Source organism: Photobacterium lutimaris (genome assembly GCF_003025555.1).
GTDB lineage: Bacteria > Pseudomonadota > Gammaproteobacteria > Enterobacterales > Vibrionaceae > Photobacterium > Photobacterium lutimaris.
Genome location: NZ_PYMH01000004.1, coordinates 90,578 through 106,208 on the forward strand (window position 1 = coordinate 90,578; position 15,631 = coordinate 106,208).

The 15,631-nt window shown below is 46.0% G+C and carries 14 protein-coding genes; 7 read left to right on the top strand and 7 right to left on the bottom strand.

Going from position 1 to position 15,631, the window contains the following annotated elements:
* Positions 1-129 precede the first annotated feature (129 nt).
* Positions 130-1,584, bottom strand: a complete 1,455-nt coding sequence (gene nagE, locus C9I99_RS10895; protein WP_107348915.1) for an N-acetylglucosamine-specific PTS transporter subunit IIBC — start codon at positions 1,582-1,584, stop codon at positions 130-132.
* Here nagE and C9I99_RS10900 point away from each other — a divergent pair.
* Complete coding sequence (locus C9I99_RS10900) at positions 1,583-1,810, top strand: hypothetical protein (RefSeq protein ID WP_107348916.1); 228 nt, start codon at positions 1,583-1,585, stop codon at positions 1,808-1,810. The genes nagE and C9I99_RS10900 overlap by 2 nt on opposite strands.
* 1 nt (position 1,811) lies before the next feature.
* Positions 1,812-2,738, top strand: a complete 927-nt coding sequence (locus C9I99_RS10905) for a LysR substrate-binding domain-containing protein (RefSeq protein WP_420849228.1) — start codon at positions 1,812-1,814, stop codon at positions 2,736-2,738.
* Positions 2,739-2,741: 3 nt separating this feature from the next.
* On the opposite strand, the gene C9I99_RS10910 is transcribed toward C9I99_RS10905, so the two are convergent.
* Entirely contained in the window at positions 2,742-3,665 is a 924-nt protein-coding gene (locus C9I99_RS10910; protein WP_107348918.1) for a LysR substrate-binding domain-containing protein, read from the bottom strand.
* 155 nt (positions 3,666-3,820) lie between these two features.
* Between C9I99_RS10910 and C9I99_RS10915 the strand changes: the two genes are divergently transcribed.
* Positions 3,821-5,077: a D-amino acid dehydrogenase gene (locus C9I99_RS10915; RefSeq protein WP_107348919.1), complete on the top strand. Its 1,257-nt coding sequence runs from the start codon at positions 3,821-3,823 to the stop codon at positions 5,075-5,077.
* A gap of 23 nt (positions 5,078-5,100) precedes the next feature.
* On the opposite strand, the gene C9I99_RS27540 is transcribed toward C9I99_RS10915, so the two are convergent.
* The 4 genes from C9I99_RS27540 to C9I99_RS10930 form a co-directional block, all read right to left on the bottom strand.
* Positions 5,101-5,226 carry a hypothetical protein gene (locus C9I99_RS27540; RefSeq protein WP_275937916.1) on the bottom strand — a complete coding sequence of 42 codons (126 nt, stop codon included), beginning with the start codon at positions 5,224-5,226 and terminating at the stop codon, positions 5,101-5,103.
* A 132-nt stretch (positions 5,227-5,358) separates the two neighbouring features.
* Positions 5,359-5,541: a hypothetical protein gene (locus C9I99_RS10920; RefSeq protein WP_107348920.1), complete on the bottom strand. Its 183-nt coding sequence runs from the start codon at positions 5,539-5,541 to the stop codon at positions 5,359-5,361.
* A gap of 172 nt (positions 5,542-5,713) precedes the next feature.
* A complete protein-coding gene (aguA, locus tag C9I99_RS10925) occupies positions 5,714-6,805 on the bottom strand; it encodes an agmatine deiminase (RefSeq protein WP_107348921.1) in 1,092 nt (363 codons plus the stop codon).
* Positions 6,806-6,821: 16 nt separating this feature from the next.
* Entirely contained in the window at positions 6,822-8,246 is a 1,425-nt protein-coding gene (locus C9I99_RS10930) for an APC family permease (protein ID WP_107348922.1), read from the bottom strand.
* A 277-nt stretch (positions 8,247-8,523) separates the two neighbouring features.
* Here C9I99_RS10930 and arcC point away from each other — a divergent pair, with 277 nt between their 5' ends.
* The 3 genes from arcC to ptcA all read left to right on the top strand — a co-directional run bounded on the left by arcC (position 8,524) and on the right by ptcA (position 11,401).
* On the top strand, positions 8,524-9,438 hold the full coding sequence (arcC, locus tag C9I99_RS10935) for a carbamate kinase (protein ID WP_107348923.1): 915 nt from the start codon (positions 8,524-8,526) through the stop codon (positions 9,436-9,438).
* An 8-nt stretch (positions 9,439-9,446) separates the two neighbouring features.
* Positions 9,447-10,061, top strand: coding sequence for a TetR/AcrR family transcriptional regulator (locus C9I99_RS10940; protein ID WP_107348924.1), 615 nt, complete (start codon positions 9,447-9,449; stop codon positions 10,059-10,061).
* Positions 10,062-10,354: 293 nt separating this feature from the next.
* Positions 10,355-11,401 (top strand): putrescine carbamoyltransferase, encoded by a 1,047-nt coding sequence (ptcA, locus tag C9I99_RS10945; protein ID WP_107348925.1) that lies wholly within the window; start codon positions 10,355-10,357, stop codon positions 11,399-11,401.
* Between the two features lie 233 nt (positions 11,402-11,634).
* On the opposite strand, the gene C9I99_RS10950 is transcribed toward ptcA, so the two are convergent.
* Positions 11,635-14,091 carry a beta-mannosidase gene (locus tag C9I99_RS10950; RefSeq protein WP_107348926.1) on the bottom strand — a complete coding sequence of 819 codons (2,457 nt, stop codon included), beginning with the start codon at positions 14,089-14,091 and terminating at the stop codon, positions 11,635-11,637.
* 375 nt (positions 14,092-14,466) lie between these two features.
* On the opposite strand from C9I99_RS10950, the gene C9I99_RS10955 reads away from it, so the two are divergent.
* A complete protein-coding gene (locus tag C9I99_RS10955; protein WP_107348927.1) occupies positions 14,467-15,525 on the top strand; it encodes a porin in 1,059 nt (352 codons plus the stop codon).
* Positions 15,526-15,631 lie beyond the last annotated feature (106 nt).

Below are 15,631 nucleotides of genomic sequence, written 5' to 3' on the forward strand. Positions count from 1 at the left end.
GTGATTTTTCGAGTAGTGATTAGTTGGTAAAGCGGAAAGGGTGAGAGCGAAACACTTTGGTGCGCATCGGGGGAAGTGATGCGTTAAGTGCTTCGCTCTCGGGGGAACTGTTATCGAGTCAGTTTGGCATTAGCTCAACTGGCTTTTCATCTCCTGAGCGACTTTATCAACCTTGCCCATACCGACAATCACTTGCAGGCCGCCAGCACCGATAGTAACAACGCCAGCGGCACCCAGCGCCTTCATTGCTTCTTTGTCTGCAATTGAAGAGTCTTTCACCGTCAGACGTAGGCGGGTAATACAGTTATCGACTTCTAGGATATTCTCTTTGCCACCGATAGCCGCGATGTAGGCATTGGCTAACTCCCCCATGTCGTCCTGGTTTACACCGCTCTGCTCGTCTTTGCCACGTCCAGGAGTCATCAGATTGAATTTGGTGATAGTGACTCTGAATACGCTGTAGTAAAGTGCGAAAAACACAAAACCTTGAACAATCAGCATGTACCATTTGGTTGCTAGTGGGTTTTGGCTAGAAAGTACGAGGTCAACCAAACCTGCCGAGAAGCCGAAACCTGCCATCCATTCCATTGTCGCTGCGATGTAGAGTGAAATACCTGTCAGTACGGCGTGGATCAGGTACAGCACAGGGGCGACGAACATGAAGCTGAACTCTAGTGGTTCGGTGATCCCTGTGAAGAAAGAGGCCATCGCTGCCGCAAGCATGATAGAGAAGACTTTGTCTTTGTTTTTCTTGTCTGCACACTGGTAAATAGCCAATGCTGCACCTGGTAGGCCGAACATCATAATTGGGAAGAAACCGGCTTGGTACATTCCCGTTTGACCTATAACCGCAGTACCGTTGGCGATTGATTGTGCCCCGCCGAGGAAGTTCGGGATGTCATTAATGCCGACGACATCAAACCAGAATACCGGATACAGAGCATGGTGCATGCCGATGGTTAGCATCAGGCGGTTGAAGAAACCGAACAAGCCTGCGCCCAGCGCGCCCATGGATTGAAGTTGGGTACCGAAAGCGATCAGGGCATCGTAAATCACCGGCCATACGAACAACAAGATACTGGCAAGCAGGATACCGGCAATAGAGGTGAGGATCGGAACTAGGCGTTTGCCGCTAAAGAAAGCCAGCGCTTTTGGCAATTCGACTTCATGGAAACGGTTATAGATCTCAGCCGAGACAATACCGACGAGGATACCGACAAATTGATTGGCAACCTTATCGAAAGCCGCAGGTACGACATCGGCAGGGATCCCTTGAAGCTGGGCGACCACAGCTGGTGACAATAAAGTGGTCAGAACCATAAAGCAGACATAGCCGGACAATGCCGCCGCGCCACTTTTATCACGGCTAAGGCCGAAGGTAACACCGATAGCAAAGAGGACAGCCATGTTATCAATGATGGCTGCACCTGATTTAATAAGTAGGGCAGCGACGACACTTTCTGAACCCCAGCCAACGGGGTCCATCCAATAACCAATTCCCATCAGGATAGCCGCTGCTGGAAGGGTGGCTACTGGTACCATTAGGGCCTTTCCGACCTTTTGTAGATATCCAAGTATATTCATGATTTACCTTGTTATTTTGTGGGGCGAAGAAACTTTTTCAGGCAGCATAAACCACCTGCCAATCCTTTTGACAGATATGACCCGTGAATTTATGGGGGGGATAATCGGTAATTACAGAGCGACGGACAAACGAAAAATGCAGTACAATGTATTAAAAATATTAATAGATAGATTTGGTTGGTGGTTGGGTGGAAAAAGTAGAAAGAAAGCAACAGCTATTGGCTAACATGCATTCTTTCAGTGTGGTTGCTAAATATCTGAGCTTTACCAAAGCCGCTCAGGAGCTGAATCTAACTCAGGGGGCTGTAAGTCATAGGATCAAAAACTTGGAAAAGCAGCTGGGCTTCCCATTGTTTGTCAGGTTGACCCGTCGAATGGAATTGACGCCGGAAGGGGAAAGGTTGCTCCTGACTTTGAACCAGTCGTTTGAAAGCATCTTCAGTGAGCTTGAAGATATCATCAGCAATGATTTGAGCGGGGAGCTCTATATCGGTACCTCCCCTGCGTTTGCTAGCAGTTGGTTGATGCCAAGGCTTGGGAAGTTTCGCGAGTTATATCCACAGTTGAATTTGCGGATGAAGGTAAAAGGTTATCGACCTGACTTTCAATATGAGCCACTGGATGCCGCTATTTATTATAGTAGCGGGCACTACCCTGATTGTTACAGCACTAGGTTGTTTGACGAACGCCGTATCCCTGTGTGTACCCCTGACTATGCACGGCAGTTCAATCTGGCCAGTGGTGATATCCATGGGCTAAAGGAAGTGACGTTTATCCATGGTGAACGCTCGCAAATATGGTCTCGCTGGTTGAAGGCGATGGGGGGAGATATCAATTGTTATCTCAATACATGTACTTTTAACCACTATGAACATGACATTATGGCTGCAAGGCAGTCCCTAGGAGTTGCAATGGGACGACTTCGGTTTGTATTGCCTTATTTTAGAACTGGCGAGCTTGTTGCCCCGTTTGAATCGATAAATAACGGCTTAGGTTATGACTTGGTATGTCCTGAAGGGATGCAGAAGCGGCCAAAATTTCAGGCTTTTGCCCGCTGGCTAGCGAAGGAAGTCGAACAGGAGAACCAGTTTGATCTCGATAGTGCCGACTTTAATTTAACTGACATCAATAGTACCAATATCAAGATAACTTGATGTTTATGTGAATAGCGTTGAGGGCTGCTGTTTCAGCCACTGACAAAAGCAGTCTACGGCTGGTGTGCTCCGTTGGCGAAAAAGGAAGTAACCCGCTTTGGCCTTAATGGCAGGGAATGGTGCAACTAGCCGCTTTTGCTCAATTTCACTACCCAGTAACGCCTGTCGGGCTAGAGCCACGCCGAGCCCGGCTTCTGCTGCTGCCATCGCCATATCAGTTCGGTTGAAATAATGTCCCTGGGGTGAATGAGAAAGTTTGAGCCCCATCGAATCAAACCAGTACTGCCACTCTTGATCTTTTTGCGCACCTTGCCAAGGCATCGCATCGTGCAGCAAAGTGACGTTTTGCCAGATGCAATCAGATTGCCAGCTATGGTCGAGGTAATACTCTGGGCTCATAACCGGAACAAGGTGCTCTTCAAGCAAAAGTTCACCGTTTGTCGAATCGCTGTCTGCATATGCAGCTCCGAACTGGCAGTAATCAATCATCAAATCCACATCATCACATTGGTGATCAACCAGTGCACCGTCGGCAAAGGTTTGTACTTTCAGATCTGGGTATTGTCGATTGAAGTCATGCAACTTGGGCACCAGCCACTTGAAGGCAAAAGACGGGGTCAGTTTGAGACGGATCTCCGAACTTGTTTCAGGCGCCTTTAGCTCTGCTAATACTTGTTTGATTTTATGAATACTCAGATCAACCACGGCAAATAATTGCCTACCTTCATCCGTTAATGTCAGCCCCCTTGAATGACGGTGAAACAAGGTGAGATCAAGCCGCTGCTCCAACTGTTTAATCTGTTGGCTTAGTGCGCCAGTGGTGAGGTGCAGCTCTTGTGCCGCTTTGGTCAGGCTTTGATGCTTGGCGACAACGGCGAAGGTTGCCAAACCGGCAAATGTACTTGCTCTCACGAGATACCTCGGCATGTTTAATACGGATTGAACGCTATCTGTGTTTAGTTTTCCTAAATGCAGCCCTTAAATAATATCGATTGTTAGCAGAATGTAAATCAAGGATTCTTGCTCGCACAATAATGCGTTATTAATCCAGATTTGCTGGATGAGTTTGATTGAGGGTTCAGATGGAAGTTATTGTATTGGGTAGTGGCGTGGTTGGGTTGACGTCGGCATGGTATCTGCGCCAAGCCGGTCATGATGTCACCGTTATTGATCGCCAGTCTCGCAGTGCCGAGGAAACCAGCTTTGCCAATGCAGGGCAGATTTCTTATGGCTATTCATCACCTTGGGCAGCACCGGGGATTCCAGTGAAAGCGATGAAGTGGCTAATGCAAGAGCATGCACCGTTGAAAATCAAGCCATCTGTTTCGCCTGAGTTGTACCTCTGGGCCAGCAAGATGTTGGCTAACTGCAATATCAACCGTTATCAGGTAAACAAATCTCGCATGCTGCGCATCGCAAATTATAGCCGTGAGTGCCTGAAGCAGCTGCGTAATGATCTTGAGTTGAACTACGAAGGCCGTCAGCAGGGCACATTGCAGGTGTTTCGCACCAGTAAGCAGATGGAAGCGGTAGCCAAAGATATTGAATTATTGGCCGCAAGCGGTACGCGTTATCAGGAGCTAGATGTTGCCGGCTGTGTTGCCGCAGAACCCGCGCTGGCATCGGTACAAGAAAAGCTGGTGGGTGGTTTACGCCTACCGGATGATGAAACGGGGGATTGTTACCTGTTTTGTCAGCAACTTACCGTTTTGGCAGAACAAGCAGGGGTTAAGTTTCTGTTTGATACCGATGTGTCCCGTTTAGAGGTGGACGACAATCGAATTACCTCGGTACATACTAGCCGTGGTGAGCACAAGGCTGATGCCTTTGTGGTGGCGATGGGGAGTTATTCGCCTCAGATTTTGTCCCAAGCAGGGATTGTGGTACCTGTGTATCCGGTGAAGGGATACTCGCTGACCATGCCGATAAAAAATGGCGATGCGGCTCCGATATCAACGGTGATGGACGAGACCTACAAGGTGGCGATGACTCGGTTTAATGATCGGATCCGAGTCGCCGGTACAGCAGAACTGGCTGGGTTTGATTTAGGCTTGGCTGAAAAGCGTAAGGCAACCATTACAATGGTTATTCAGGACTTGTTTCCACAAGGAGGCGAGATAGAGAAAGCGGAATACTGGACGGGATTAAGGCCGATGACGCCTGATGGCACGCCAGTTATTGGTAAAACACCGATTAAGAACCTGTTCACCAATTCCGGTCATGGCACATTAGGCTGGACGATGGCCTGCGGCTCGGGCAAGTTGCTGGCAGATATTGTTAGTGCGAAAGAGACCGATATCGATATAAACGGGTTGGATGTCTACCGCTATATCCACTAAGGGTTATAGATAAACGAAAGGGGTTATTGGTTACGACTCTTTGTTTTGTCTTTATTGCGCTTAATGATTTTTTCGATCAAACGTATCGCAATGAAGCAGATAGCCCCAGCAAGCAATAGGATCCAATATATCTGATTAGAGATATCCATGAGTTCCTCCATAAAGCTACAAGTGATTGAATCAGTATAACCTAACGGGCTGCTATATAAAGAGTTCTGACCGATTGTTGCAAGTTTGAATCGTGAGCCGCATTGATGATGCGGCTCTAATCTGCTTGCTTATTAGCAATTGCCTTTCTTGGCTTGGCCTGGCGGGCAGAAGTTACCGTTTCCATGGCTGTGGTGTTCATCTTTGGTTGATGCCTTGATGTTCACACCGTCAACTTCTCCTTCGATATGGGTCAGTTGGCAGCCGGTTAAGGTAACAGATGCAAATAGGGCCAGAAGCAAAGTGATTTTTTTCATCGTTTAAACTGCAATAGTAAGGGACAAAAACAAGGTGCGGAATGTACGATTTTTGCGCTTGTGTTGTGTCAGGAAAGTGTCAGCGGATAGTCAGTTTAGAAAGCGCGAAAAGCGAACCTTTTTTCAGGTCCGCTTTTCATTGGTTAAATAAGCAACGGTTTCAATCTATTAATCAGATACAAGGAACCTGCTGGGTAATACAGTGAATATTACCGCCACCTAGCAAAATTTCCCGGGCATCGACCCCTGTAATTTTGTAGCCGGGGTAAAGATTGTTCAGTAAATCCTCCACCTCAGAATCCAAATTGTCATCCAGTAGCGGGTAGACGATTTGATCATTGGTCACCAGATAGTTGGCATAAGAGCCAGCCAGACGTTCGCCTGGCGTGCGCTCCATACCCTCTGAGACATCAACGCCATTGGCTTCATTTTCTGATATGAACAAAGGTCCCGGCATAGGTAATTTGTGTACTCTAATCTTACGGCCCTTCGCGTCAGTTTGTGTCTCTAGTACATCTAAAGCATGACGAGAGATTTCATACTGCGGATCAGTTTTATCATCACACCAAGTCAGTACAATTTCACCGGGACGAACAACGTGAATAAGGTTGTCGACATGACCATTGGTCTCGTCATTGTATAAACCACTCGGGATCCAGATGACTTTTTCTACCGAGAGGTAATCGTATAGTACCTGCTCAATTTCTTCTTTGGACAAGTCTGGATTACGGCTAGGGTGGAGCAGGCATTCTTCAGTGGTGTACAGGGTACCTTCACCATCAACGTGGATAGAGCCGCCTTCGAGAACAATTGGCGCACGGTAACTGGCATCACCGTGAAACTCGCAAACCTTTTGTGCGACAGCGTCATCTTTGTCCCATGGGAAGTAAAGTCCATCAACTAATCCACCCCATGCATTGAAATGCCAATCGACGCCGCGCCTATGTCCCTCGCTGTCGATGACATAGGAAGGGCCAATATCTCTCATCCACGAGTCATCTGTGCTCATTTCGACTAACCGAACGTTATCTGGCAGCATTTGCCGTGCGTTTTCAAACTGCTGGGCACTGACGACCATGTTTACTGGAGTCGACTGGGAAATGGCCTCGGCGACATTGACGAACGTGGTTTGTGCCGGCTTTCCGCCAAAGCGCCAATTATCAGTACGCTCTGGCCAAGCCATCCATACCGCGGCTTGGGGCTCGTGTTCGCCGGGCATTCTGAAACCATCTTGTCTTGGTGTTGAATCAATTCGTTTGCTCATGGCTATACATCCTATCTTAATGGCTATGAGAAGGTTGCTGGTTTGGTTGATTTGTTTTTTGGGCATTCTTTTTATTGACGGCGAGCTTCAATAAATATTCGCCGATGCCCACGGTCAGAATGACCCCTATAAGGACAGGTGCACTGTATGTCCAGTTAACGGTCATATCGATCAGCTCAGGGAAGATAAAGAGGATCACGGCTTGGGCGATGACGATAAAACAGATGATGCTTAATGCCCACTGTACGCCTAGTCCACCCGGTACACGGAAAGGGCGCGCTGTGTCTGGGTCACTGATACGTAGTTTCAGGTATGAAGGGAACATAAACAGATAAGGAAGAAGGAAGATACAACTGGAGAAAGCAAACACTGACCAGAACAGATCATCACTGGTTTGGGCAAACACGGCATATGCCAGAATCACCACCGTCGAGAGCATGCCGGTAATATTGTTGGCACCGACTGGGGTGTCGTGTTTCTCAGACATTCTGGCGACGGTTTCAGGTAGTTCGCCCTCATTGGCCGCTTCTGCTGCGGCACGGCTGGCACCCATAGTCCAAGTCACCATGTTACCGATGAAGGTTAACAGCGCCATGGTACCGATAAGGTAAACCATACCCGTTCCGAATACACCCGTGCCAAAGAGTTTGCGAAGCGTATCGACAATACCAGCAACCAAACCAATATCTTGAACCGGTAGCGCCATTAGGATCCCAACAGTGCCGAAGACATATAGGAAAGCAGTGATAGCTGCGGCAAGGAAGATGGATTTTGGCATATCGCGGACATCCTTCATTTCTTTGGTCATGGTGGCGACCAGTTCAAAGCCCATCAAGTTGAATACCAAGGCTGGAAGGAAAGCGACACCGGTGTCTAAGCTCGGCATCATTGTAGACATTGAGAATTCGTTGGCCACACCATGCTTAGCGGCATAGAAGAAACCGCCGAAGCCGAGTACGGAAATAACCGTGACTTTAAGGATTGCCCCGATGTTAGTGACCCAGACGCCAACATCCACAGAGACATTGCAGATCCAGATGGTGAGCCAAGTTAACGCAATACAGATGACGATTTGCCAGATAAGGGAAAGCCCTGGGAAAAAGAGCTCAGCAAACATACCGGCAAACATGATGTAGACCGCAGGCATCCATAGCCCGACGTTTATCCAGTAAAACCACGTGGTTCTAACTGCCCATTTGTAGCCAAACGCCTTTTTGACCCAATCGTAAATACCGCCATCTCCCGGATAAGTGGTGCCAAGTTCAGAAGTGATTAATCCGTAGGGAATGACGAAAACAATAAGGGTGACCAGCCACCACCCGATGGCACTTGCACCGATGGAGGCGGAAGCTGTCAAGGTATCAACGACGATAACAGCACATAGGCTGAAGAGGGCGAGACTGCCGACGCCCATTTTTCCGCCTGAAGTTTGTGTTTCCATAATTATATCTCCGTGATTGTTACACGTTATTTATGCTTGATGTCTAATTCTTTATTTAACGAAGTAAATCTTATGCCTAATGAGCGTTGACATTCGTTATTAGAATCACTTATCGGGCATCGTAAATATATGGAAGCCAAAGGCGTGATTGCGACCATGATTAAAAGGTATCAATGCTACTTGGTAGAGAAAATTGATTCTAATCAAATAATGATGTTTATCATTAGCGCTAGATTAATTATCAGTTTCTTGTTGATAGCTAAGGTGGATAAACGATATGAAAAAGGGAAAACCAATTATTGTGGTTGCTGTTGGCGGAAATGCACTTTTGCAGCGTGGCGAATTAATGAGTTATGAAAACCAAGCCAGTAATATTGATGTTGCCTCCAAAGCGCTAGCCCAATTAAGTGAAGACTATCGGGTTGTTGTTGTGCATGGTAATGGCCCACAAGTCGGCTTACTGGCCTTACAAAATTTAGCCTATGCCGATGCGCCACCTTATCCGCTCGATGTATTAGGCGCCGAAACCCAAGGCATGATTGGTTATATGATGGCCCAGAGCATGAGGAAATATATGCGCAATGGCCAGGTGAGCACGGTTGTGACACAAATCTTGGTCGATAAAGATGATCCTGCCTTTGGTAAGCCAAATAAATTCATAGGGCCGGTTTACGATAAACAGACGGCACAAGCCAAGGCTGTGCAATATGGCTGGCAAATCAAGCCCGATGGTGAGTATTGGCGTCGTGTCGTTCCTTCGCCATTCCCCAAAGGAATTATCGAAATTGATAGTATACGCACATTACTCGATGCCGGTCATACAGTAATATGTTGTGGTGGTGGAGGTTGCCCGGTGATTGAGCATGAAGGTGAAATTAACGGGGTTGAGGCGGTAGTTGATAAAGACTTTTCTGCTGCGACATTAGCCAAGCAGTTGAATGCAGAGCACTTTCTCATATTGACTGATGGTGATTATGTTTGCGTGGATTGGGGCAAGCCAACTGAGCAGCCACTCTACGATGTAACGGTTAAGCAGTTGCTGCAATATACGTTTGCTGCGGGATCAATGGCGCCTAAGGTTGAGGCATGTTGTGAGTTTGCCAGCCATTCGTTAGGTACAGCGCATATTGGCTCACTCCATAAAGCTTCAGATATCATGGCAAGCCGTTCTGGTACACATATACACGGATAGGTTATTTAATGCGAAAAGAGTCGACAGAGAAGAGACTTGAAAGGATCCATTCAGCAGCGATTAGTCTGGCATCACAAAGAGAGGTGAATTCAATATCCATTTATGATGTTGCTAAAGAAGCGGCTATTGCTGCATCAACGGTTTATCATCATTATCCGAATATCGAATCTTTGATTTGTGAGTTAATGAACAAGGTATTTGATGACTTTGAACGGGTGTTAGACGACGCTATCGTGGCTGAAAATGTTCACCATTGGTCTGATATAAATAGAATGATAGAGCAGAGCTTTGTCGATTATTATCGTTTGGCTCCTTTGGCGCAGCACACATTATTAGGGCAACATACCTACTCATCCGTCAGGCAGGCTGATGCACAAAATGATCTACTATTGGGAAAGAAAGTAGAGAATATCTACCGACAATATTTTACTCTCCCTGAGCTGCCGAGTGATGTCAATATATTTGCTATAGCGCTGCAGGTTGCAGATAAAGTTTACTCGATGAACTATAGAGAAAATGGTGAGATCGCACCTGAAATGGCGCGAGAAGCGATAGTGATCACCGAGGCTTATTTGGGTACCTATTTGCCGAAGCAATTACCGAAGGCAGTATTGATAAACTAATTACATTATAGTCAAAAGATAGATTTATTAGATTGAATCCACTACAGTTATTTTCTGTAGTGGGTTTTTGTTGTTATAGGAAATATTAAAATAGAATATCGATAATCAGTGTAAGATGAATATAATAGATGTGACATGTGTCAATCTAGTTATTCAAGGTGAAATGACTGTACCGATTAGTGATTCTAATTTTAGAATTATTATTTCTTTTTCTAGATACTGAATTCAACCAAGCAATACACCACAGCGTTATTGCTGGACGAATAAATTAACTCTGGTAAAAGGATACGAAAATGAGACTTCCATCTTCTAGTGCAACTGAACTGACTAAACCTAACCTGCGCCATTTTCTTAAAACACAGGATTTTACCAAACAAGAACTTGAAGAAATTTTAGAACTGATGGCAATGCTGAAACAAGCGCGCCGAGATAACGCCGTTCCTCAGCTATTCAAAGGCAAATCTGTTGCGATGATTTTCGAGCAGCCTTCAACCCGCACTCGTGTGTCTTTTGAAACGGCAGCAACAATTCTTGGCGGCCATGCATTGTTTCTGTCACCAAAAGATATTCACTTAGGGGCTAAAGAGTCGCTCGAAGATACAGGCCGTGTGCTATCGCGTATGGTGGATGTCATTATGGCGCGTGTTGATGAACATGACACTGTCGCAGGGCTGGCTAAGTATGCCAGCGTGCCAGTTATCAATGGATTGTGTGATTGGTTACATCCAACCCAGATCATGGCTGACTTGTTCACCATGAAAGAGCACCTGCCAGAAGGTAAAGATCTCAGCGATTTGACGGTGGCGTTTGTAGGGGATGCGACCAATGTAGCGTCTTCTTTGATGTTTGCCTGCACTAAATTTGGCATGACCTTCAAGCATATCTGTCCTGAACGCTTCAAGGCACCACAGAAGTGGATTGATATTGCGCTAGGAAACTGTGAAACATCAGGCGGTAAGTTGGTCATTACTGACAACACCGATGAGGTGGCAGGCTGCGATATTATCGTCGCAGATAGCTTCTACTGGTTTGGTCAGGAAGATGAGAAAGAGATTCGCCTATCAACCTTCATCCCAGAGTATGTTGTGACAGAAGCCATGATGGCGAAAGCTGGGCCGAACTCAATGTTCATGCACTGTCTGCCAGCCAATGATCAGCGCGAGTGTACCCGTGGCGTAATGGAAGCGGATAATTCACTGATCTTTGATGAGGCTGAAAACCGACTCACCGCACAAATGGCACTGTTGGTGTACTTCACACATAAAGACATGGCCATTCCAACCCCAGAGGTTGAAGCGGCACATAAAGAGAAGATTGATAAATTCCTCTCTGCACTATAATTTCAATCCATGTTGAAACCAGCTCGCAGACACGGGCAAAGCCTCGCCCCGGTGGTTAGATGCTTTTCATAACCGCAGGGATAGGATAATAGTGACGCAGCCGTAGAGAAGTAATATGTGCTGATGAGAATAAAAGCCGACGAATACGTCGGCTTTTATCTTTTATTTATAATCCGGTTTATGGCCGAATTAGTAGTGGCTCCAGTTTACTTTACTTCGTTGCGATAAGCGATTTAATAGGTGCTTCGAAGGTCATAGATTGTCACTCCTGCCAGCAAGGTATCAACAGATGCGTTACCAAGATATTTCACTTTGCGTTGCGATCCAGTGATTGTCGCTGGCAACAAGGTAAAGCTTGAATCCTCAAAGCGACCTTCACCATCAAATTCAATATGGACGAAGTGGGCGGGTTGGTCGCAGTCCAGTACAATGTAGTGTTGCCCTTCTTCGTTGATGATTGTCCATTCAATGTTGCTTTTTTGAATGTCAGCATGCTTGTACAGTGCAGGGTAGAATGTGTTCTCTATAACTTGCGCTTTGTCATGAAGCTCAACATGCAGGAAGTAATCGGTTTGCGGATTACTCTTGTTCAGAGTGGTTGACCAAGGTTGAGTAACCCCATCAGCGACCAAGGCTGATTCAACCGGCCACGACTGGAGCACCTCGCCGTTCCAACCTATCTTTCTCACTGTTCCTGTTAGCGTAACAGGGCGGTGCTGATCGTTAATGACGTGTAGAGTGATCACATCATTTTCTTCGATAAAAGTCGCTAGCTGTGGTGCAAAAAATCGTTTTGCATGGTAATGCAGTTGCTTCCAGCGCCCGGTATATTCAATGCTCGACCAAGAGCTGACAGGCCAGCAGTCATTTAGTTGCCAATAAAGAATGCCTCGACAATGATCCTTGTGTGCTCTCCAGTACTCACTGGCAGTTTTGATCGCTAATGCTTGCTGTACCTGGCTAAGGTAAAGCATATTTTCAAAGGTGGTTGGGAAGCGGAAATAGCGGGTGAACATTTCAGTAATAATGCTGTTACCACGTCCGTTCTTCTGGTGTTGCTCAAATGTCGGCGATGTGACATTCCAGTCACTCTCTTCCGCATAGGTTTTTACCGTAGGAAGTGACGGCCAAGATTGATAGCCAAACTCAGAGCAGAACCTAGGTTTCACGCTGTAGTATGCATCAAGCGATTTGCCCGAATGCCAAACATCCCAGAAGTGCATGTCCCCACTGTCATCATCGTGCCACGCATCGCCAAAGTCGAGTTCACCGTTACATGGTGAGCTAGCCCAGAAGCGGCGGGTTGGGTCTTCTTCTTCCACGACACGTGCAAGCATGTTGTTCAGTCGGTCATAGTTAACAACATATTTCTCGCGATTATTTTTTGACTCAGGGTACCAACCGATAGCACCGATCACTTCATTGTCGCCACACCAAAGAGCAAGCGAAGGGTGGTCTGATAAGCGACGTACCTGATCAATAACTTCTAGCTCTACATCCTTCATGAACTCTTTTGTCGAAGGGTAAAGGGCACAGGCAAACATAAGGTCTTGCCATATCATCAAGCCGAGTTCGTCACAGAGCTCGTAGAAAATGTCATGTTCATACATTCCGCCGCCCCAAACTCGAATCATGTTCATGTTGGCGGCTTTTGCGTCTTCTAGTAGGCGGCGATAGTTTTCAGGGGTATGGGAGGAAGGTAGCGCATCTAACGGGATCCAGTTGGCACCTTTAGCCATGATAGCCTGGTCGTTGACAACAAAGGTCATCGCGCTACCAATGTCATCCACAGAAGTATCTAGCTCTAGCTTACGCAAACCAAGCTTTTTGCTGATCTGATGTTGATTCAGAGTAACAGTCAGTGGGTAGAGATATGCATCACCATAGCCTGCTGGCCACCACCGCTTAGGCTTGGCGACACTTACAGTGAAAGTTGTACATTGTGTATCCAATGTAGCCATATCAACCGGGAGGAGGTAGATTTGGTCGTCAAATTCAACTTTTATCGTACTTGGTTCGTCGCTGTGTGCAGTTACATCAAAGCTTACGTTGATCTCTAGCTCACAGCTGCCATCGTCTTGCCAGTGTTGTACAGTCTGAACCCGGTTCAGGCGGGTTTTATGAACTGGCTCAAGGACAATCGACTGGTAGATACCGCTAACGAGCAAGCAAATACCCCAGTCCCATCCAGCATGGCATTGGGTTTTACGCAGCGTGTTCATATGGGGTATTTGGTTGTTGCCCACAGCCCACGGCACTGGGAAAGGGAGTCGTTTTGCGCGTTCGGCGGCTTCAATATCTGCACGCTTTAGCTCAATTTTTATCTCATTCTGTCCCGGCTTTAGATAAGGCAATACATCCACAGTATAACGCCTGAACATGTTGCTACAGCTGACAACAGGGTGACCATTGATTGTGAATTCGGCGAGGGTATCAACAAACTCTAACTTTAAGTCAATGGCGTTAGCCTCGAACCACTCGGCGTCAATGTGAAAGGTTCTCTCCAAGTGCCATTCACTCTCTCCAACCCACTGAACGTTCTGTTCATTACAGCCGAGGTAAGGATTCTCAAGCAGTCCGGAATGTATTAATGCTGAGTGTATGTCACCTGGTAGTGCACAAGAAATATCAATGTTCGGATGCTGTGGTGATGTCAGCTTCCATTTACCATCAAGTAACAAAGTGGACAAAACGAACTCCTTGGTGAGTGTTTGTTTAATGGGAATTTTAAATGATAGATATTGTATTTAAACTTCATCGAGGCATAAAGTGGAATAAACTCCAATATACTGGACATATGTCTAATAACGCAATTTATTAGACATGGCTTTATTAAATACCAATGGATTTACTTACATTTTGCTGAAGTATGAACGGGATCATGTTTTTTGTCGTATTAGCTCTCTGTGCTATGAAGTGGATAAATGTCCAATATTCAAAAAAGACTCAGTTAGATATTATTTCAATACCAGCTAAGTATATTTAATAACTTGATTTTTACATTTTTGGCTACTTGCCTATCGTACTTAGTCTGTTTCTTTTTTATATTAATAATAGGACAAATTATGAAAGCTAAGTATTGTGCTGTAATGTGTGCTGCAGCCTTACTATCCTCTCTTGCAACAGCAAATGATGATATTGAGCTATACGGTCAAGTTGCCATTTCAATGTATAGTTATGCTGAAGATGGCAAAGATACAATAAATCGTTTGGATAATGAATCACGAATTGGCTTCCGTGGCGCGAAAGAATTAGAGCGTGGTCCAAGATTGATATGGCAAATTGAGGGGAACAACGTTGGTTCAGGGGAGAATAGCGGTGATGGTCAATTAGGATTTCGAGATACTTTTGGCGCGTTTGAAGATGACAGTTGGGGACGGGTACAATTTGGTCGTTTTCTGACACCGGTATATGCCATTATTGATTGGCCTTATTCAAACCCAGGTCTGGGAAATGTATTTGACTGGGGAGACGATATTGCTGGTGGCGCATATTACGATAGGCAGGCTGATCAAGTTAGCTGGAGTAGTCCGAACTGGAATGGATTGACTACAACGTTAGCAGTAGGTCGCGGTAATAACTTGGAAAATTCGAGCAGTAATTTCTACGGCGCTTCAGTCCATTATAACTATGGCCCTTTACAACTCCATGCGGGTTATGAATATGGTACTGAGCGCTTAGTTGAACTAGAAGAATCAGGTTCTCTGATGACGGCAAACTCAGATTACCAAACTTATGTGACTGGCTTTGAATTGGCTTTCTCGAATGGCATTGGGCTCTTTGGTGCATACAAAGTGATGTCTGCGGACTATTCGGACTACAACAACGGTACGTCAGATGCGGGAACGATAGAAGACATTATAGGTGAAAAGCAAGCGCAAACATCATACTCTGTGGGTGCCCTTTATGATATTGGTTTCTGGCAATTCAAAGTAGGTTATGCTGCTAATAACGATCTTGAAATTGATAACCGAAAAGTGAGTGGAACTGCGGATAACGTCTTATCAGGCCAAGCTATCTACTTCTTGGATGATCCAGCGCTGCTGTACTTCCGAGTGAAGAAAATGGAAATCAATGAATCAGATATCACCGAAGTACGTCTTGGGGTTGAGTACTACTTCTAATCTGTGCTGTGGTAGCTGTTGAAAATGTTAACAAAGGATAGGCTTAGGCTTATCCTTTGACTGACGGGGGAGTGGCATCTAAGGACCGGCGAAACGACTATGCCGC

What these genes read in the sequence shown, in the direction of transcription:
- C9I99_RS10900 (WP_107348916.1), top strand. Translation starts at nt 1,583, where the DNA reads ATGATTTACCTTGTTATTTTGTGGGGCGAAGAAACTTTTTCAGGCAGC.
- nagE (WP_107348915.1), bottom strand. Translation starts at nt 1,584, where the DNA reads ATGAATATACTTGGATATCTACAAAAGGTCGGAAAGGCCCTAATGGTA.
- C9I99_RS10905 (WP_420849228.1), top strand. Translation starts at nt 1,812, where the DNA reads ATGCATTCTTTCAGTGTGGTTGCTAAATATCTGAGCTTTACCAAAGCC.
- C9I99_RS10910 (WP_107348918.1), bottom strand. Translation starts at nt 3,665, where the DNA reads ATGCCGAGGTATCTCGTGAGAGCAAGTACATTTGCCGGTTTGGCAACC.
- C9I99_RS10915 (WP_107348919.1), top strand. Translation starts at nt 3,821, where the DNA reads ATGGAAGTTATTGTATTGGGTAGTGGCGTGGTTGGGTTGACGTCGGCA.
- C9I99_RS27540 (WP_275937916.1), bottom strand. Translation starts at nt 5,226, where the DNA reads ATGGATATCTCTAATCAGATATATTGGATCCTATTGCTTGCTGGGGCT.
- C9I99_RS10920 (WP_107348920.1), bottom strand. Translation starts at nt 5,541, where the DNA reads ATGAAAAAAATCACTTTGCTTCTGGCCCTATTTGCATCTGTTACCTTA.
- aguA (WP_107348921.1), bottom strand. Translation starts at nt 6,805, where the DNA reads ATGAGCAAACGAATTGATTCAACACCAAGACAAGATGGTTTCAGAATG.
- C9I99_RS10930 (WP_107348922.1), bottom strand. Translation starts at nt 8,246, where the DNA reads ATGGAAACACAAACTTCAGGCGGAAAAATGGGCGTCGGCAGTCTCGCC.
- arcC (WP_107348923.1), top strand. Translation starts at nt 8,524, where the DNA reads ATGAAAAAGGGAAAACCAATTATTGTGGTTGCTGTTGGCGGAAATGCA.
- C9I99_RS10940 (WP_107348924.1), top strand. Translation starts at nt 9,447, where the DNA reads ATGCGAAAAGAGTCGACAGAGAAGAGACTTGAAAGGATCCATTCAGCA.
- ptcA (WP_107348925.1), top strand. Translation starts at nt 10,355, where the DNA reads ATGAGACTTCCATCTTCTAGTGCAACTGAACTGACTAAACCTAACCTG.
- C9I99_RS10955 (WP_107348927.1), top strand. Translation starts at nt 14,467, where the DNA reads ATGAAAGCTAAGTATTGTGCTGTAATGTGTGCTGCAGCCTTACTATCC.